General features: G+C 51.0%; 11 protein-coding genes. 10 read left to right on the top strand and 1 reads right to left on the bottom strand.

What is annotated here, in order from left to right:
- Positions 1-173 precede the first annotated feature (173 nt).
- From AC1DWB_RS01830 to AC1DWB_RS01790, 9 genes are all read left to right on the top strand, one after another.
- Entirely contained in the window at positions 174-1784 is a 1611-nt protein-coding gene (locus tag AC1DWB_RS01830; RefSeq protein ID WP_477539308.1) for a type 2 periplasmic-binding domain-containing protein, read from the top strand.
- Positions 1785-1800: 16 nt separating this feature from the next.
- Complete coding sequence (locus AC1DWB_RS01825; protein ID WP_477539307.1) at positions 1801-5751, top strand: carbohydrate binding domain-containing protein; 3951 nt, start codon at positions 1801-1803, stop codon at positions 5749-5751.
- Between the two features lie 35 nt (positions 5752-5786).
- The gene (locus tag AC1DWB_RS01820) at positions 5787-6599 is read left to right on the top strand and encodes a hypothetical protein (RefSeq protein ID WP_477539306.1); all 813 of its coding nucleotides are present in this window, start codon (positions 5787-5789) and stop codon (positions 6597-6599) included.
- 136 nt (positions 6600-6735) lie between these two features.
- Positions 6736-7506, top strand: a complete 771-nt coding sequence (locus AC1DWB_RS01815) for a hypothetical protein (protein ID WP_477539305.1) — start codon at positions 6736-6738, stop codon at positions 7504-7506.
- Positions 7507-7887: 381 nt separating this feature from the next.
- On the top strand, positions 7888-9513 hold the full coding sequence (locus tag AC1DWB_RS01810; protein WP_477539304.1) for an extracellular solute-binding protein: 1626 nt from the start codon (positions 7888-7890) through the stop codon (positions 9511-9513).
- An 18-nt stretch (positions 9514-9531) separates the two neighbouring features.
- The gene (locus AC1DWB_RS01805) at positions 9532-10473 is read left to right on the top strand and encodes an ABC transporter permease (RefSeq protein WP_477539303.1); all 942 of its coding nucleotides are present in this window, start codon (positions 9532-9534) and stop codon (positions 10471-10473) included.
- Between the two features lie 12 nt (positions 10474-10485).
- Positions 10486-11370, top strand: a complete 885-nt coding sequence (locus AC1DWB_RS01800; RefSeq protein WP_477539302.1) for a carbohydrate ABC transporter permease — start codon at positions 10486-10488, stop codon at positions 11368-11370.
- A 30-nt stretch (positions 11371-11400) separates the two neighbouring features.
- Positions 11401-12156, top strand: coding sequence for an endonuclease/exonuclease/phosphatase family protein (locus AC1DWB_RS01795; protein WP_477539301.1), 756 nt, complete (start codon positions 11401-11403; stop codon positions 12154-12156).
- 21 nt (positions 12157-12177) lie between these two features.
- Positions 12178-13737, top strand: a complete 1560-nt coding sequence (locus AC1DWB_RS01790; protein ID WP_477539300.1) for an endonuclease/exonuclease/phosphatase family protein — start codon at positions 12178-12180, stop codon at positions 13735-13737.
- A 16-nt stretch (positions 13738-13753) separates the two neighbouring features.
- Here AC1DWB_RS01790 and AC1DWB_RS01785 read toward each other — a convergent pair whose 3' ends face one another.
- Positions 13754-14662, bottom strand: a complete 909-nt coding sequence (locus tag AC1DWB_RS01785; RefSeq protein WP_477539299.1) for a helix-turn-helix domain-containing protein — start codon at positions 14660-14662, stop codon at positions 13754-13756.
- 156 nt (positions 14663-14818) lie between these two features.
- On the opposite strand from AC1DWB_RS01785, the gene AC1DWB_RS01780 reads away from it, so the two are divergent.
- Positions 14819-15628, top strand: coding sequence for a protein phosphatase 2C domain-containing protein (locus AC1DWB_RS01780; RefSeq protein ID WP_477539298.1), 810 nt, complete (start codon positions 14819-14821; stop codon positions 15626-15628).
- Positions 15629-15870 lie beyond the last annotated feature (242 nt).

The raw sequence follows: 15870 nt of genomic DNA, 5'->3' as shown, positions 1-15870 counted from the left end.
AGGAAGATAAAGGCCTCTTCCCTTGCAGAAGAAGGCCTTATCTTTAAGTTGCATCTTCTTATCTATTCGTCGCCTGCCGGGAAGACCAAGTGACAATTGTATGGTCATTCCAACCGTGACAAGATGAATCTACCGGTAGGACTTCGCCGGAATCATACAAGTGGAGGATTTAGATGAAGACGCTACAACTATGGAAATACGGGGTCGCAGTATCGTTAGTCGGTTCATTGGTGTTGAGCGGGTGTTCGCAAAAAGACGGGGGTGCAGCAGGTAGTCCTACATCGTCTAGCCCGCAAGTAACCACAGCAGCAAGCGCAACGAAAAAAGAAAAGATGGTTCTAAATTGGTTCATTTCAGCTCCAGCGAACACTACRCTGCCTGATCCGAGCAAGGATGTCGTACTAAAGACGATTCAAGAGAAATTCAATGTCGATCTGAAAGTCGAATACATGACACCTGGAGCGGATTACAACACGAAGATCAATGCATTGCTAGCTTCTACTCCTCCTGACATGTGGAGAGATGCTAATGCCGATGGTGGCAACAAGCTTGCCATGGATGGGTTGCTTGCTACTTTAACTGATTTCGTCACGCCGCAGACGATGCCGAACTACTTCAAATACTGGGTTACCGAAACGGCATTGAAGCGTTATCAGGTTCAAGGCGGATTTTACCGGGCGCCGCTTCCTTATAACAAAAAGTTATTTCGCGCGTACTATATCCGCAAAGACTGGCTGGATGCGTTAAATCTTAAGATGCCGACAAATTACGACGAATATGTCAATATATTGAAAGCGTTCACATTCAATGATCCTGACGGCAATGGCAAGGCAGACACATATGGATTCTCGACTTCCGGCGGTGGTGCAAATGTGGGATATGACTGGCCAGAGCTGTTTAAAAACAAACTGTTATATCCGGCGTTTGTCGAGAATGGGAAATATGTTGGCAGCTTGCAATCTCCTAAGATGGAGTTTGTGTTGAATGACATCGCTAAAGTGATTGATATGAAGGTTGTCGATCCAGACTGGTATTTGAATAAAAACCCGCAGCATGTCGAGAAGGCGATTCAGGGCAGAATCGGTGTGGTTGTCGGCAATGTGAAAGACTTCGCTTTGGATAACAATGAACAAGGTATCCAATACCGGTCCAAGCAAATTAATCCGAAAGCCGACTGGCAACCATTCACCATATTTGGCGAGACTCCGATAATGGCTAACCTTAGTCCAAGCGGTCCATTCTTATTCGCGAAATCCGTTGCTGAGAAAAATCCTGRGAAGATACGCCGTTCTATTGAAATTCTGGATTGGTTGGCAAGCGAGGAAGGTTACCTGCTCACTCACTTCGGACAAGAAGGCAAGCACTACAGCAAAGATGGCAAGACGATTAAGCCGAATTTCGAAGCATACACGAATGATATAGTCAAGCAAGGCGACTATCTTCGAATTTGGTCCTTCTTTACACTAGAAACGATTCAACCCGAAGTGTTCGGGCTGACCCTTATTGACTCAAGACAAACTGATCACGACCGCGCTATTCTCAAATTCCTGAATGAACAGCCTACGCATATTTGGGCGGGTGGAGCATCCTTGATTGCACCAGCCGGTTTCGATCTGGCGGGAGCGGATAAAAGACTTAACGAGTTGTTGTCCAGGGCTTTATTCGATGATAAATCCGGGAAAAATTGGCCTACCTATTTGGATGAGTTGATGACCAAGTATAAGGTGAAGGAATTGCTAGAAAAGTACACACAGGATTTGAAGAATGCAGGGGTTATTCAGTAAGTAGGAGGGAAATCAAATGAGGTTCAAACCTTTTAAGCTGGCTATACTGTCACTCATCGTGATTGTGATTGCCATGAGCGGGTTCCCATACGAGGCTGTTGGCCAAGATGCACATATTGACCGATTTCGTGTCATGGATCAGAACTATAATTTTGGAAGGGGCTCATCGGATTCTGATCTAGGGAGCTCAATCGGCTGGAATGAATCCGTCTATATGGAAGGTTATATGAATATGTATGATTCGACCGGCAGCCCCTTCTGGCTTGATAAAATGGTCGATCAGACGGATCGGGTGATCTCGAATGCACGGGATACGAATGGAGATGGGTATAAAGGTTGGCCGGATTCCCGATATTCTCACATGCAGATCAAGAATGGAGCTTTCGCGTTCGAAGGAGCGCCTGCTGCATCTGTCGAGAAGGCCGTCTACGGCTCATTCGAATTAGATTCTGATTCGGATGGCGTGCCGGACGGTTGGAGCCGGCAAGGGAACGCCAGCGCAGTTTATCGTTCAACCACACTTGGGGATGCATTCGCAGGCTCGACTGGCATAGTAATTGAGAGTGATGGGACGAATGAAAACAGACTGGTCCAACCCCTGACTTATACTCCGGGCAGGTCGTATCAAGTCGAAGCCTATGCTAGTGTCGACACGGAACAGACCGAGGCCAGGGTAGAAATATTCAATGCCACAACGAATACGGTCCTTGCTTTTGAACGAGTGTACCATGTCGGCTTCGAGCGATACGTATTCACGTTCAAAGCGCCGAATATCGGCAATCTACAGATCAGGCTTGGCTTGGAAAATTATGCGCAGGCCGGGTATAAGGCCCGGTTCGACGCCATATCGGTGAAGGAGCTTGATCAAGCGGGCTCGGTTGAACATAATCCCCTGCAGAACGGAGGAATGGAGACACTAAATACCCTGGACGCCACGCTGCCCGATAAGTGGGTTCGCTTCAACTCCAATTCGTCCAATGCGTACGTGAGTAACGACTCGCACAGCGGAGCGCATTCCTTGGCGATCACAACAGACAACACATTATGGAGAATAGTAGAGCAAACGATTGATTATATACCTTCCCAACCGTATACCGTTACGTATTGGGGAAAAGTGTCCAGTACAGCAGCGTYGGCTCGCATTCTTGTCTCCAACGCTACCGATAACGTTACGATTGGAGACGGATATATAAGTACGACCTCGTGGAGCCAAGGTAGCTTAACCTTCACGGCACCTGCCGTGGCAGGCAAAACAGTGAAAATTCGTCTGTACCAGTCTGATTGGCGGCCGATAGGATTTACTAGCTACTTTGACGATGTGAGCATAACTCCTGCGCTGCCGCCGACGGAATTAATAGCCAACCGCGGGTTTGATGCCGTCAACAGCTCAGATCCTACACTTCCGCTTAACTGGACTCGAACGGCAGGAACGACCTCGTCAGATGCCTATCTAGTTGATGGAATCAACTATAATTATTCAGGGGCGAAGGGGCTTGCAGTCCGGGCAGCTGTCTATGGGGACAAATCTATAGAACAAGCGGTATCTTATACGCCGGGAGAGTCCTATATCCTCACATATTGGGGGCGTACCACCAACGCTTTGTTTCCTGGAGAGGTGAGTGTGTATAACGAGACAGACGGTGTCGAGCTGGGATCCAGCAGCTTCGCGGCAACGACTTGGTCGAAGCAAGCCATCCGTTTCACCGCACCGCCGATTGCCGGCAAAACGATTAAAGTCCGCGTCTCTCAGCCTGCCTCAGCCGGAGGTACGATCGGTTATACAGATTTGTTGTCTATGTCCAGGCTCAGGTTGACGGAGGCCGCTGGCTGGACGCGGGAAAGTACGCCCTTATCCGCAGCACACAGGACCAACGACTCTACGATCTTTGTCGATGACGATGCCGGACTCGAGCTAGTACATGATGGCGTGTCGACTCCCAGAATATCTCAGAACTTATGGAACTATAAGCCAAATGCAGAGTACGGGATGACGTTTTCAGGTCTCGTATCTGCAGGCGCCTCGGGAGAAGTCCGTGTGTACGACAGGACAACAAGCCAAGTACTCGGTAGTTGGAACTTCAACCATACAGATAAGCAACAGATCGTCTATTGCAGATTTCTGACTCCATCAGCCGGTCATAATATCGTTGTAGAAGTATCCGTGTCCTCTGGCTCTCCCGGGGATTCCATATGGGTCGATACATTTGCCGTAGGTGTGTTCTGGGAAGAACAGGTTCATGAAGCTGTCCTTGCCGCTCCTGTCMTCCGGTTTGTCAATGCGGTCTATGCCAACCCTTTGCTTCATTCCCGTTATAAGGCGAAAGCGGACATATACAGGGATTTCATAGCAGACGAATTGGACCACAAATGGGATAGCTGGTGGAGACAAATTAGCGGAACAGACGGATCGAACAATGGCACTGGAGTGTATCTTCACCCAACCGGAATCACTACAGAGGTGGCTCCTGGACGAAGCTTACCGCACAATCAGTACCTGGTTTTTGCGCGAATGTTGTATCTGCTGCACGATGCCACGGAAGGCGTATCCAAATATGCGGCCGATCGGCCGATGTACTGGAGTCGGGCGAATGACATGGAGAGAGCTTTTCAAAGCGTATTACGTGCTCACCCATTGAACGCATCACTCGGCACGGACGCCTACTTGTGGAATTATTGGGACAGGATGGTGCCAGGGGATATGGGCCATTATGCGTATTATGAGAATGAGGATATATCCCATGCAGCGAATACCACGATCGGACCCCTGGAAGCATTCAATCATGGGCAAATATATACGCAAGCGGATATGCAGAAAATCGCCAATACGTTCTCAGGCGTCATGTGGAATCAAAGTCTTATTGACCCTGTTGTGTCCGCCCAAAACTCTCGCGCTCCGAGAGTAACAGCTGACAAGCTCAACACGATGTTTATTCACTACTGGACAGATTTAGCCCAGATCGATCCGCTAGTCTGGGATATAGCCAACGCTGTGTGCGAGAGGGACACATGTAAATTGAATGTTGCTGCATCTCTTGCTAAATGGAACAGGAACAAGACGATCCATACCGGGTTCGAGATGGCCGATCCATTGGATGCAACGCTTCCGAAGAGCTGGAACCGCTGGCAATCCAACTCTACAACCGCTTATCTCAGCCAAGTTGATACCTATTCGAATTCATATTCGGCACGTGTGAAGACCAATGGAACCACATGGCAAGTGCTAGAGCAGAAGTTAGAGAACTACGAACCTAACACGCCGTATACGATCTCATTCATGGCTAAGAAATATGGTTCTGTAGATGGACGCGTGCAATTGTTCGATTATACAACGTCGACTGTCCTTGGCCAGATTTTTATAACGGAAACCAATTGGACCAGAAAGGTGTTTACCGCGGTAACTCCGGACTCCGGCCACGATGTGCGTATCCGGCTCTATCACACGAACTACCAACCGGCTGGACAGGAAATCGGCTTCGACAATGTGCTTGTCTTTCCAGAATTGGCCGCAGGAGAGCTGCCTAATGCGAGCTTTGAGAATTTTGACAGTCTGGATTCGACATTGCCGCTTTATTGGCAGCGGGGCGATCTGACTGTGGCAGGCAATGTGCTAATCGATGCAACCGATCGCACAGCTGGGCATAATTCCTTGAAGCTTGTTTCGACAGGGACTGGCGTCAACCAAGAGCTCTTGTATATGTGGAAAGGATATAAGCCAAGCGGCAGCTACAACATTTCCTTGAAAGGGAAAGCAACCGGAATTGCCGGAGGGAAGGTTCAAATTATCGATACCTCGACGAACACGGTTTTGGCCGCTACTACCATAAGCGCGTCAACCTGGACCGCGTCAACTGTGTCATTCACCGCCCCGGCAGCGCATGACCATACCCTGAAGGTGGTCATTACCCATAATAACCCTGGGGCTCCCGGAACGCTGTGGGTGGATGAAATAATGGTATCTTCGGATTGATTCTCTAACGGCGCAAAGTACGAGGAGGTTCACGAATGAAACGTATTATGGTTCCAACCAACTACTATCAACATTTTGATGCTGATCTTACACTGGATGTTCCCGGTGAAGGGTACGGCGGATGGAACAAGACCGATTTGCCGCTTAGTATGGAGCACACCGCTGTTGTGGTCATGCACGCTTGGGACATCGGTACGCCGGAACAGTACCCAGGCTGGCACCGAGCTGTTGAATACGTGCCTAGATCGTATGCTATTAGCAGAGATATCTTTCCGAATTTGTTGGGAGCCGTCCGTCAATCTGGACTCAAGCTCTTTCATGTTGTAGGCGGCCATGACTACTACACCCACTATCCTGGTTACATTGCCGCTGCTCAACTTGCAGGCGATGAACCCCCTTTACCTGAGCGGATAGAGGAAGATGCGGTGCATAAACAATTAAGGAGCTTCAGATCAGCGAACGTGTTCCCGGGTGCCCATAATCAAGCGGATATTGCCAAAGGTGCCCCTCATGTTCGTTTCCTGAAGGAATCTGAGCCGCAAAGCGATGAAGGAATAGCTGCCACTTCGAACCAACTCTTTGCCTTATGCAAGGAGCACTGCATCAACCATCTGATCTATACTGGCTTCGCGATCAATTGGTGTCTGCTGCTATCTCCTGGCGGAATGGCGGATATGACCAAATACGGGATCATCTGCTCCGCGATCCGTCAGGCGGTGACGGCCGTGGAGAACAAAGAAACCGCACGGCTGGAGCTTAACAAAGAGCTGGCTTTATGGCGAGTAGCGCTTGCTTTTGGGTTTGTGTATGATGTGGATGACTTGATCCATTCTATAAGCACYGAGTAACGATTGTATCTCGATTTGCGGCAGACAATCCCGATTTATCTGGTTATAAATAATAACAGATTGTTTACCAATCGCTCCATCTATCTGTATGATAGGGATGAATGTTAGACCGATACAGTTGAGAGGAGCGATGGACATGCACAGAACGATACTCACGTGGCCGGAGTTTCAGGAATCATGGGATGGCGTACTGAATTTCCTGATGGAGGGAGAGGTGGTTCCGTTCCGCTACAGCATGCCTGCGATTGAGCGAATCGTAGAGACGCTGCGTTTCGACCCGGACACACGGATTACCCCGGGTGTGAAAGGGAGCGCGCTGGAGCTGACGGATATCACAGCCTCCTTCCGCCAATTACCGCTAGAACAAGCGATTCAGGCCCCGTTTTCGTTGGCGCATTTCAAGCTGTCGAAGTTTTACGGGGAGGGTGGACTGCTGGAAGGCTTCGAAGAAGGAATAATGCAGCCATGGATGGAAGCGCTTCAAGCGGCAGGGTTTACTTGGACGCGATGTTATCCGATTATGTTCATCAGCGGCCCTAATTGTGCCACGAACTACCATCTGGACTACTCGCAGGTGATCGCTTGGCAGACCCATGGGACGAAGATTTTCTCCGGGTTGAAGGATCCGGATCGCTGGGCACCATTCGAGACCCGGCTACACTGTAAGGGGGTGCATCGTCCCGAAGGTATCCTGCCGGAGGATGAGCTTACTTACAGAATGACGCCTGGCACCGTGCTGTGGAACACGTTTTTGACTCCGCATTGGGTAGAGGCGTCCGAACGCATCGCGTGCAGCATCAACATCTCTCATGGGGGCTTGCGATATAAAGGGCAGCTGTGCCGCAACGAGCAAGAGTTGGTGCAGTGGCAGCTCGATCATCCGGACGAGGCGAAGGTACTGTTCTAAGGGTTTACTTCCTCCTACTTATGTAGGAGTATTTTTTTTGTGCCTAACTTTAAAGCGATTCCACGTGTTCATTTAGAGGCAACAATCTTGCTTTTTGTGATTTGTGTGGCAGTTGAGGAAGGATTTCCTTTTTTGTCCTAACGAGTGGCGTCTTTATCAGACAGAGGGATATTTAACGATATTGTAAATGGCATAATGTGACTGTCGCGTGCGACGATCTGGCTTATGGACCGATTCCACATGATCTACAATAACAGTGTCGACAGATCGCTACCAACCACATAGGCCAGATCAGAAACAACGCAACAACGTAACGACGCAATGATGCAATGTGGGGGAACGTTCAAGGCAGACCCACTTAATGACGAGGAGGAATGGAGCGTGTTTCAATCGAAAAAAACAGGGTTTACCTGCAGTGCCGTAATAGCGCTAGTCTTGATCTTGTCAGCGTGTTCAGGAAATGGTACGGGGAAACCGGATGAGGGGACAGCCGAGAAGACGGTCTCGAATCTGAACGAGAAGGGTTTTCCGATCGTCAAGCAGCCGATTCAATTGACGTTTTTCACCGGCAAAGCGGCAACCACTGCCAACAATTGGAATGAAACGGCCTTATGGAAAGAATATGCCAAAATGACGAACGTGAATGTGAATTTCCAGCTTGTTTCATTTGAAACGATGGCGGAAAAACGGAATTTGGCGCTGGCGAGCGGGGAATACCCGGATGCCTTCCATACGACCCGGCTTTCGACCGTCGATTTGATGAAATACGGCAGCCAGGGCACATTCGTCAAGCTCAACGATTTGATCGACAAGTATGCCCCCAATTTGAAGCAGCTGATGAACAAATATCCGTACGTCAAGCAGGGCATTACGATGCCCGACGGCAACATTTACTCATTTCCGCTTGTATACGAACCGGGTTTTGACGCGATTCTGATCAGCAACAAGCTGTGGATCCAGAAAGAATGGCTCAACAAGCTGAACATGCCTGAACCGCAGACTTTGGACGAATTTTACAACTTCCTCAAAGCGGTGAAGGGCAAAGACATGAACGGCAACGGGAAAAACGACGAAATCCCCTTCGGCGGGCTTGGGTACACAGGTCTCTTGGACAACTTGAAGGGTTCGTTTGGCCTCATGAATCGGGGCGTCAACCATAAAAACGTGGATGTCGATCCGAAGACGAACAAGCTTCGGTTTACGCCGGCCGACGACAACTACAAGCAGCTGCTGCAGTTTGTGAACAAGCTGCACAACGAAGGCTTGATCGACAAAGAGATCGTGACGATAAAGTCGAACCAATTTTATGCCAAGGGAGCCGAAGGAATCTATGGGGCGACCTCGCTGACCTGGCCTTCTACCTTGATGAACCAGAACGGCTATGTGGTCTCTCCCGCTTTGAAGGGGCCGAACGGAGACCGAATTTACAGCAACATCCAGTCCTCTCTCGTACAGGTCGGCTCCTTCGTCCTTACGGATAAAAACAAATATCCGGAAGCGACGGTTCGCTGGATCGATCATTTTTATGGTGAAGAGGGCAGCAAATTATTTTTTATGGGCATCAAAGATGTCAGCTACACGGAATCGGCGGACGGTAAAATCGACTATGTGGACGAAATCAAGAAAAATCCGCAAGGCCTTACGCTCGAGCAGGCTGCCGTTAAATATGTCACTTGGCCGGGAGGCAGCTATCCGGGAATCGTGACGCCGAAATATTTCAAAGCCGTCACCGAGGAGATGAACAAAGCGACCGACAAGCTGAAGCCCTACATGATCAAGGACATTTGGCCCGCCTTTACGTTTACGAACGAGGAGGCCGAGCAGCTGAATGTGCTGAATACGGATCTCAACACGTATGTCGATCAGATGACTTCCAAGTTCATTACGGGAGCAGTGCCTTTTTCGGAATGGGAAACCTACGTGAATACGTTGAAAAAAATGAAAATCGATGACTATTTGAAGGTTTATCAAGCCGCTTACGATAGGTACCAGAAAGCAAGCAAGTAGGCTTGACCCCAAAGAACGATGTCGGAGAAGAAATTGAGGGGGCATAATTCGTTGACAAAATCCATCCTGAGAACCGCAAAAAATAATTGGAGGCTGTACGTCCTCGTTTCTCCGGTAATCGCGTACTTTATCGTGTTCGAATACATGCCCATGTACGGCCTGCAAATCGCCTTCAAAAATTTTATCGCCACCAAAGGGATTTGGGGAAGCCCGTGGGTCGGGTTCAAGCACTTCGAGCGTTTTTTCGAGAGCTATTACTTTTGGGCGCTGATCAAAAACACACTTGGAATTAGCTTGCTATCGCTTATTTTCGGCTTTCCCGCTCCCATCATACTGGCATTGCTCATCAACGAGACTCGACACCGCCTGTTCAAAAGGTTCGTGCAGACGGTCACCTATGCGCCCCACTTCTTATCGACCGTCGTGCTCGTGGGCATGGTCATGATGTTTTTGTCGCCCAAGAACGGTCTGATCAATCAGATGATCGTATGGTTTGGCGGGGAGCCGATCTCGTTCATGACCGAGCCGTCTTGGTTCAAATCGATTTATGTAAGCTCTGGCATATGGCAGCAGATGGGGTGGAGTTCGATCATTTATTTGGCCGCATTGACCGGCATCGACCCCCAGCTCCATGATGCGGCCCGCGTGGACGGGGCTGGCCGTTTACAACGCATCTGGCACATAAACTTGCCGGGCATTATGCCGACCGTCGTCATCTTGCTAATCCTGAATGTAGGGTCGGTTATGAGTGTAGGCTTCGAGAAGGTGTTCCTGATGCAAAATTCGCTCAACATCGAGAGCTCCGACGTCATCTCGACCTACGTGTACCGAACTGGAATTATTGGCGCCCAGTATAGCTTCTCAGCGGCTGTCGGCCTGTTCAATTCCTTAATTAACTTCATGCTGCTCGTCCTGGTCAACTCCATCGCCAGGCGGATGAAGCAAACGAGCTTGTGGTAAGGAGGAAACGCCATGGTTGACCGCAGTCCCGGTGATCGTTTGTTCGATGCGCTCGTGTATGCCCTTCTGACTCTCGTTGTCCTTGTCGTGCTATATCCCCTCGTGTTCGTGCTGTCCGCATCGGTGAGCGATCCGGCCGCCGTCATGAAGGGGCAGGTGTGGCTGCTTCCAAAAGATTGGACGTGGGTCGGGTACAGCCGCATCTTTCAAAGCGGGGAAATTCTGACCGGCTATCGGAATACGATCGTATACACGGTCGTCGGCACGGCCATCAATCTGGCCATGACGATCTGCGCAGCCTATCCGCTGTCGCGCAAAGATTTTCACGGTCGCAACGCCATCATGGCGTTCGCCGTCTTCACGATGTTTTTTAGCGGCGGCTTGATCCCCAATTATTTGCTCGTCAAAAATTTGGGCATGCTCGACACGATATGGGCCCTTGTCATTCCGAATGCGGTGGCGGTTTGGAACATCGTGATTATGCGGACGTTTTTCCAGACGAGCATTCCTCACGAGGTTCAGGAGTCGGCTTCCATCGATGGATGCACGGACTTCCAGATCTTGTTCCGCATCGTCCTGCCGCTGTCGCTTCCGATTATCGCCGTTATGGTGTTGTTCTATAGCGTGTCCCACTGGAACGCCTTTTTCAACGCGCTCATTTATTTGAACGACCGGGATAACTACCCTCTGCAGTTGCTGCTCCGGGAAATATTGATCTTGGGTGAAATGCAGGAAATGGTCGATATGTCAGACGCATCTCTGGCCCAAAAGCTGTTGGAGGTCGAGGCGATCAAGTACGCGATGGTCGTCGTTGCGAACTTGCCGGTCTTGCTGCTTTATCCGTTTTTGCAAAAATATTTCGTGAAAGGCGTCATGATCGGTGCTATTAAGGGCTGATCCATACCGGCTGCTGGATGACGACAAGAGGTGAACGCATTGCTCGAAGACAGCATCACACTGAACATTATGACCTATAACATCCGTCATGGCCGGGGAATAGACGACCGGGTAGACCTGGATCGGATTGCCGGCGTCATAGCCCGATCCGGGGCCGATATTATCGGCATTCAGGAGGCGGATGACCATTGGAGTGAACGAAGCTTCTATGAGGACCAAACCCGATGGCTCGGGGAAAAGCTCGGCATGCATTACGTGTTCGGAGGCAGCATCGACTGGGACCCAACACCGGAATCGGGAGGCCGCAGGCGCAAGCACGGAACAGCGGTGCTGAGCAAATATTCGATTGCGGGAAGCAGGCAAAGGCTGTTCTCGACCTGCGTCGGCAACCATCGCGAACTGCTGGAGGCGAAGATCGATATCGGCGGACAGTTCGTGTCCTTCTACTCGACCCATTGGGGGTTGGACGACGAGGAACGGATGGTGCAAGCGAAGGAAACGATCCAGTGGATGAATGAGAGCCCTGGGGCGAGAATCGTCGTCGGCGACTTCAATGCGACCCCCGACTCACCGGAAATTCGCTATTTCGGTGCCCATTATCGGGATGCCGTCTCGAACGGCCATACAATGAACACGTTTCCGGCCGATCAACCGATCAAGCGGATCGACTATATTTTCGGAAGCGAGGAAGTCCGTTTAAGCGGTGGGGCCGTGATCCACACACTGGCTTCTGATCATTTGCCCTTCGTTTGCGAAGCGGCCATCCGTAGACGGGTTCCCGAATAAAACCAACCTTTAGGAGGCTCTATGATGAAACGCAAATGGCTGTTAATCGCCCTTATAATGACCCTTATGTGCACGGTTGTCCTGCAGAGTGCTGGAACTGTATCAGCATCCGGCAAGATCAAGCTGCGCATTATGGACTACAACATTCATTACGGTTTGGGGAGCGACGGTGTCGTCAATCTGGAGCGGATTGCTCAAGTCATTCAAGCTTCCGGGGCGGAAGTCATCGGATTGAACGAGGTAGACCGGTATTTTGATCCACGCAGCAACTACGAGGACCAAATCGGTTGGCTGGCTGAACGTCTAGGGATGTATTACGCGTACGGCCCCTCCACTTATAAAAAACCGATTCCCGCATCCGGAAACAATCGTAGGGAGCACGGCGCTGCCGTCTTGAGCAAGTATCCGATCGTTTCGGTAAGCAACCGGGTGCACACGGAATACGATACGCACTTTAGGGCGCTGCTGGAAACGAAGATCGATGCGAACGGCAAGTCGATTTATTTTTACGTCACCCATTGGGGCGTCGAAGCGGCGGACCGGCTTTCCCAGGCGGAAGAGGCGCTGAAGTGGACCGGAGAACGGCAGGGCCCCAAGCTGCTTGTTGGAGATTTGAACGCAGAGCCGAATGCGCCGGAGATCGAGACGATATTGACGGGATTTTCGGATGCCTTCGTCGATCTGCCGGATGCTTACACGTTCAAAACGACCAATCCAACCAAGCGGATCGATTATATTCTCGGAAATGATTACATCACATTTGACAACAGCAACGTGATCCAGTCTCAGGCATCGGACCATTTTCCGATCGTAAGTGACGTGACCATCGATACGAACTTTACGCCCGCCATGAAGGTCATGTCGTACCAGATCAACTACGGCATCGGAACCGACGGACTGCTCGACCTAGACCGGATTGCCGATGTAATCGAACAATCGGGTGCGGAAGTGATCGCACTACAGGGAGTTGACCGCCATTATTCGGAGCGGAGCGGTTATGAGGATCAGGCCAGCCGGATTGCCGCCCGACTCGGCATGTACTTCGCCTTCGGGGCATTCGAACAGCAGCCGGGCAATGCCGAATCCGGCAATAGACTGAGAGAAAGAGGAGCCGCCGTTATCAGCAAGTACCCGATCGCTCAGTCGAGCGTACATCTGCTGGACGGTGACGAAACGGAGCGAACCGGAGTAATGGAAGCCCAAATCGATATGAACGGCGAACGGGTAACCGTATTCAGTACAGAACTCAGCGCCGGACAATCCGACCGGCTGCAGCAGGTCAATCAAATCTCAGCTATTGCGGACGCGACGGAAGGCCGCAAGCTGCTCGCCATTGCCGCCCGCACAGAGCCGTCCAGTCCGGAAATGAAGGTCATCGGGAAGCAGTTCCGGGACGCGCTGTTCCCGGGTAAGGGGCCGGATACGTTTCCTGCCAACGCTCCAATCGAACGAACGGATCATATCTGGATCGACACAAGCCTTCTCGCAAGCGAAGGCGTCACGGTTGCATCTCAAGCCTCCACCCATTTGCCGGTTGCAGGACTGATCCAGCTAAAGCCCGGAGAAGGTCGAGGCCGCTGAGCGGGACGCTAATTCTCTAATTAGACGGGACTTCGGCTTTACCCTGCGTCTGCCGAGACGCTAACCGGAATCCGCTTGGCGTCATGTCAGTAAGTTCCTTGAACACGCGGGAAAAGGTCCGGAACGATTCGAATCCGACCTCGACGCATATTTGCTGAACCGTCATATCCGTAGCGACCAACAGACCGGTAGCGCGGCGAACGCGAAGGGCTAGCAAGTAGTTCCAGAAGCTCTGGCCTAGGCTTAGCTTGAACGTCCGGTGAACGGACGAGACGCTGACGTTGAACCGCTCGGCCAACGATTCGGCCGTCAACCGTCCGGCGTAATTCGAGTGGACGTACTGAATCATTTCCCAGTTTTTCTGCCGCGCCTCGGCATCCTTGCTTTTCCTGCGGTCCGTTTCCGTATTCGGGTGTGAGCGTATAAATAACAGCAGCGCCTCCGTCAGCTTGGATCGCAAATAGCTGTCTTTCCCGGGAAGATTGTCGTTGTACTCTTTGAGCATTTGCGCGCAGATGATCTTCATCTCCGAAGTTTTTTCCATGGGAAGGTCGGTATAGGAAGGGAGGCCTTCGCCCGTTTTAAGCAGCAGGTAGCCGATCTCAGCATCGATCTGTGGGCCGAGAAGCATGCTGATGTCGAACATGCAGCAATACAATTGGATCGGACTAGCCGGATCGCTGCACTGAATTTGATGGATATGGTGCGGGAGGAGGAATGTAACAGTACCAGGCTGCAAGAGGTGCGGCTTGCCGTTTATGATTTCCGTACCGTTACCTTCATAGACGAAAGCAAGCTCGACAAAATCGTGATGATGCAGCCGGACTTTGGTCATTATGGTAACCGTGCGAATAAAGAAAGGCAGCTTACCTTTGACCAAGTTGGCTATGGCCAGCGTATCTTGGTAGACGGGGAAAATGGTCATGATACCCTCCTTCGACAAACTTTATGGATCGATCATTATTTATAATTGTATGAGCCCCTACCGAAGCAGTCAATGGTCGCCAGCTTCAGCTTTTGCCGGTGGCGAGCCACGTTCTCGTAAGTGGAAACAAAAAAGCGTTTCATAAGGAGGCTCGCCATGCAATTCGCAACCTATACAAAAATGAGTCCGTTAAAGGAGGAGTGCGAGGACGCGCTTCTAGTCAATGAGCAAGCTTGCTTGTTCGGCGTATTCGACGGTGTGACGCCATTAACGGACTACAGGGATCATCAGGGACACAACGGGGCATATAGGGCCGCCAACTTGTTCCGGGAACATTTCGAACAACTTGAGCCGGGGGCGGATATTTATGTCCAACTGATCGAAGCGAATAGGCAGTTGCGCTGCAGAATGGAATCGTCGGGCATCGATCTGATCGCCCTTCATGAGCGCTGGTCCACCTGTGGGGCGGTCATCAGCGTGGGTCCGCGGGAAATTCGCTTTGTCCAGGTAGGCGACTGCATGATCGTAAGTGCGGATAAGGAGGTGAACGTCACCGTTCATACCCGCGATTACGTAGAGGGCGTTGCGGATCGAGCGGCACGGAAGAGGGCGGAGGACCGGCAACGCGGTATTTTCGTACCAGGCGAATCGTACTTTTCCGATCCTCGGAATAATGAGGAGTACTGCCGGTGGATGGCCAATACGCCGGAAGGCTATGCGGTTGCCAACGGGATGGAGGAAATGCGCGATTATGTGCAGTCCGGGACGATCAACCCAGACTCACTCCGATATTTGATGCTGTTGACCGACGGACTGCTTCTGCCTTCCAGGAGTCCCATAGATGTGCTGCCTCTCGCCATAGATAATGGAATCGCCGCCTATGCGGAGCTCGTAGAGCGTTCGGAACGGGAAGCCGGACTCAGGCCGGATGATAAGACTTGCGTACTGCTACGGTTTGACGGCTGAATGGGTTGCATAGAATCATCCTCCCCAATTCGCTGTTGATAATCGCTTGGCGGCATGCCCCGAGTAGCGAACGAACAACCGGGTCAAGATTTCCGTATTGCCGCCGACCAGTTCTGCGATCTCCTTGATTTTCCTCCTCGGCTGCTCTGGCCGTCGGGTTGGTGAACAATTTGTATTCTATTCGAGTCCATACAGAGGAATCAAGAATTAGGTATTTCAGACGCTTTCCTGTTATTATGGTG

The sequence above is a fragment of the Paenibacillus sp. P4_E11 genome, from assembly GCF_056401635.1.
This window is presented reverse-complemented; position numbering and strand designations above follow the sequence as displayed.

Bases quoted from the DNA above. Each gene is read 5' to 3' on its own strand.
- AC1DWB_RS01815 (WP_477539305.1), top strand. From the start codon at position 6,736: ATGCACAGAACGATACTCACGTGGCCGGAGTTTCAGGAATCATGGGAT.
- AC1DWB_RS01800 (WP_477539302.1), top strand. From the start codon at position 10,486: ATGGTTGACCGCAGTCCCGGTGATCGTTTGTTCGATGCGCTCGTGTAT.
- AC1DWB_RS01780 (WP_477539298.1), top strand. From the start codon at position 14,819: ATGCAATTCGCAACCTATACAAAAATGAGTCCGTTAAAGGAGGAGTGC.
- AC1DWB_RS01785 (WP_477539299.1), bottom strand. From the start codon at position 14,662: ATGACCATTTTCCCCGTCTACCAAGATACGCTGGCCATAGCCAACTTG.
- AC1DWB_RS01790 (WP_477539300.1), top strand. From the start codon at position 12,178: ATGATGAAACGCAAATGGCTGTTAATCGCCCTTATAATGACCCTTATG.
- AC1DWB_RS01805 (WP_477539303.1), top strand. From the start codon at position 9,532: ATGTCGGAGAAGAAATTGAGGGGGCATAATTCGTTGACAAAATCCATC.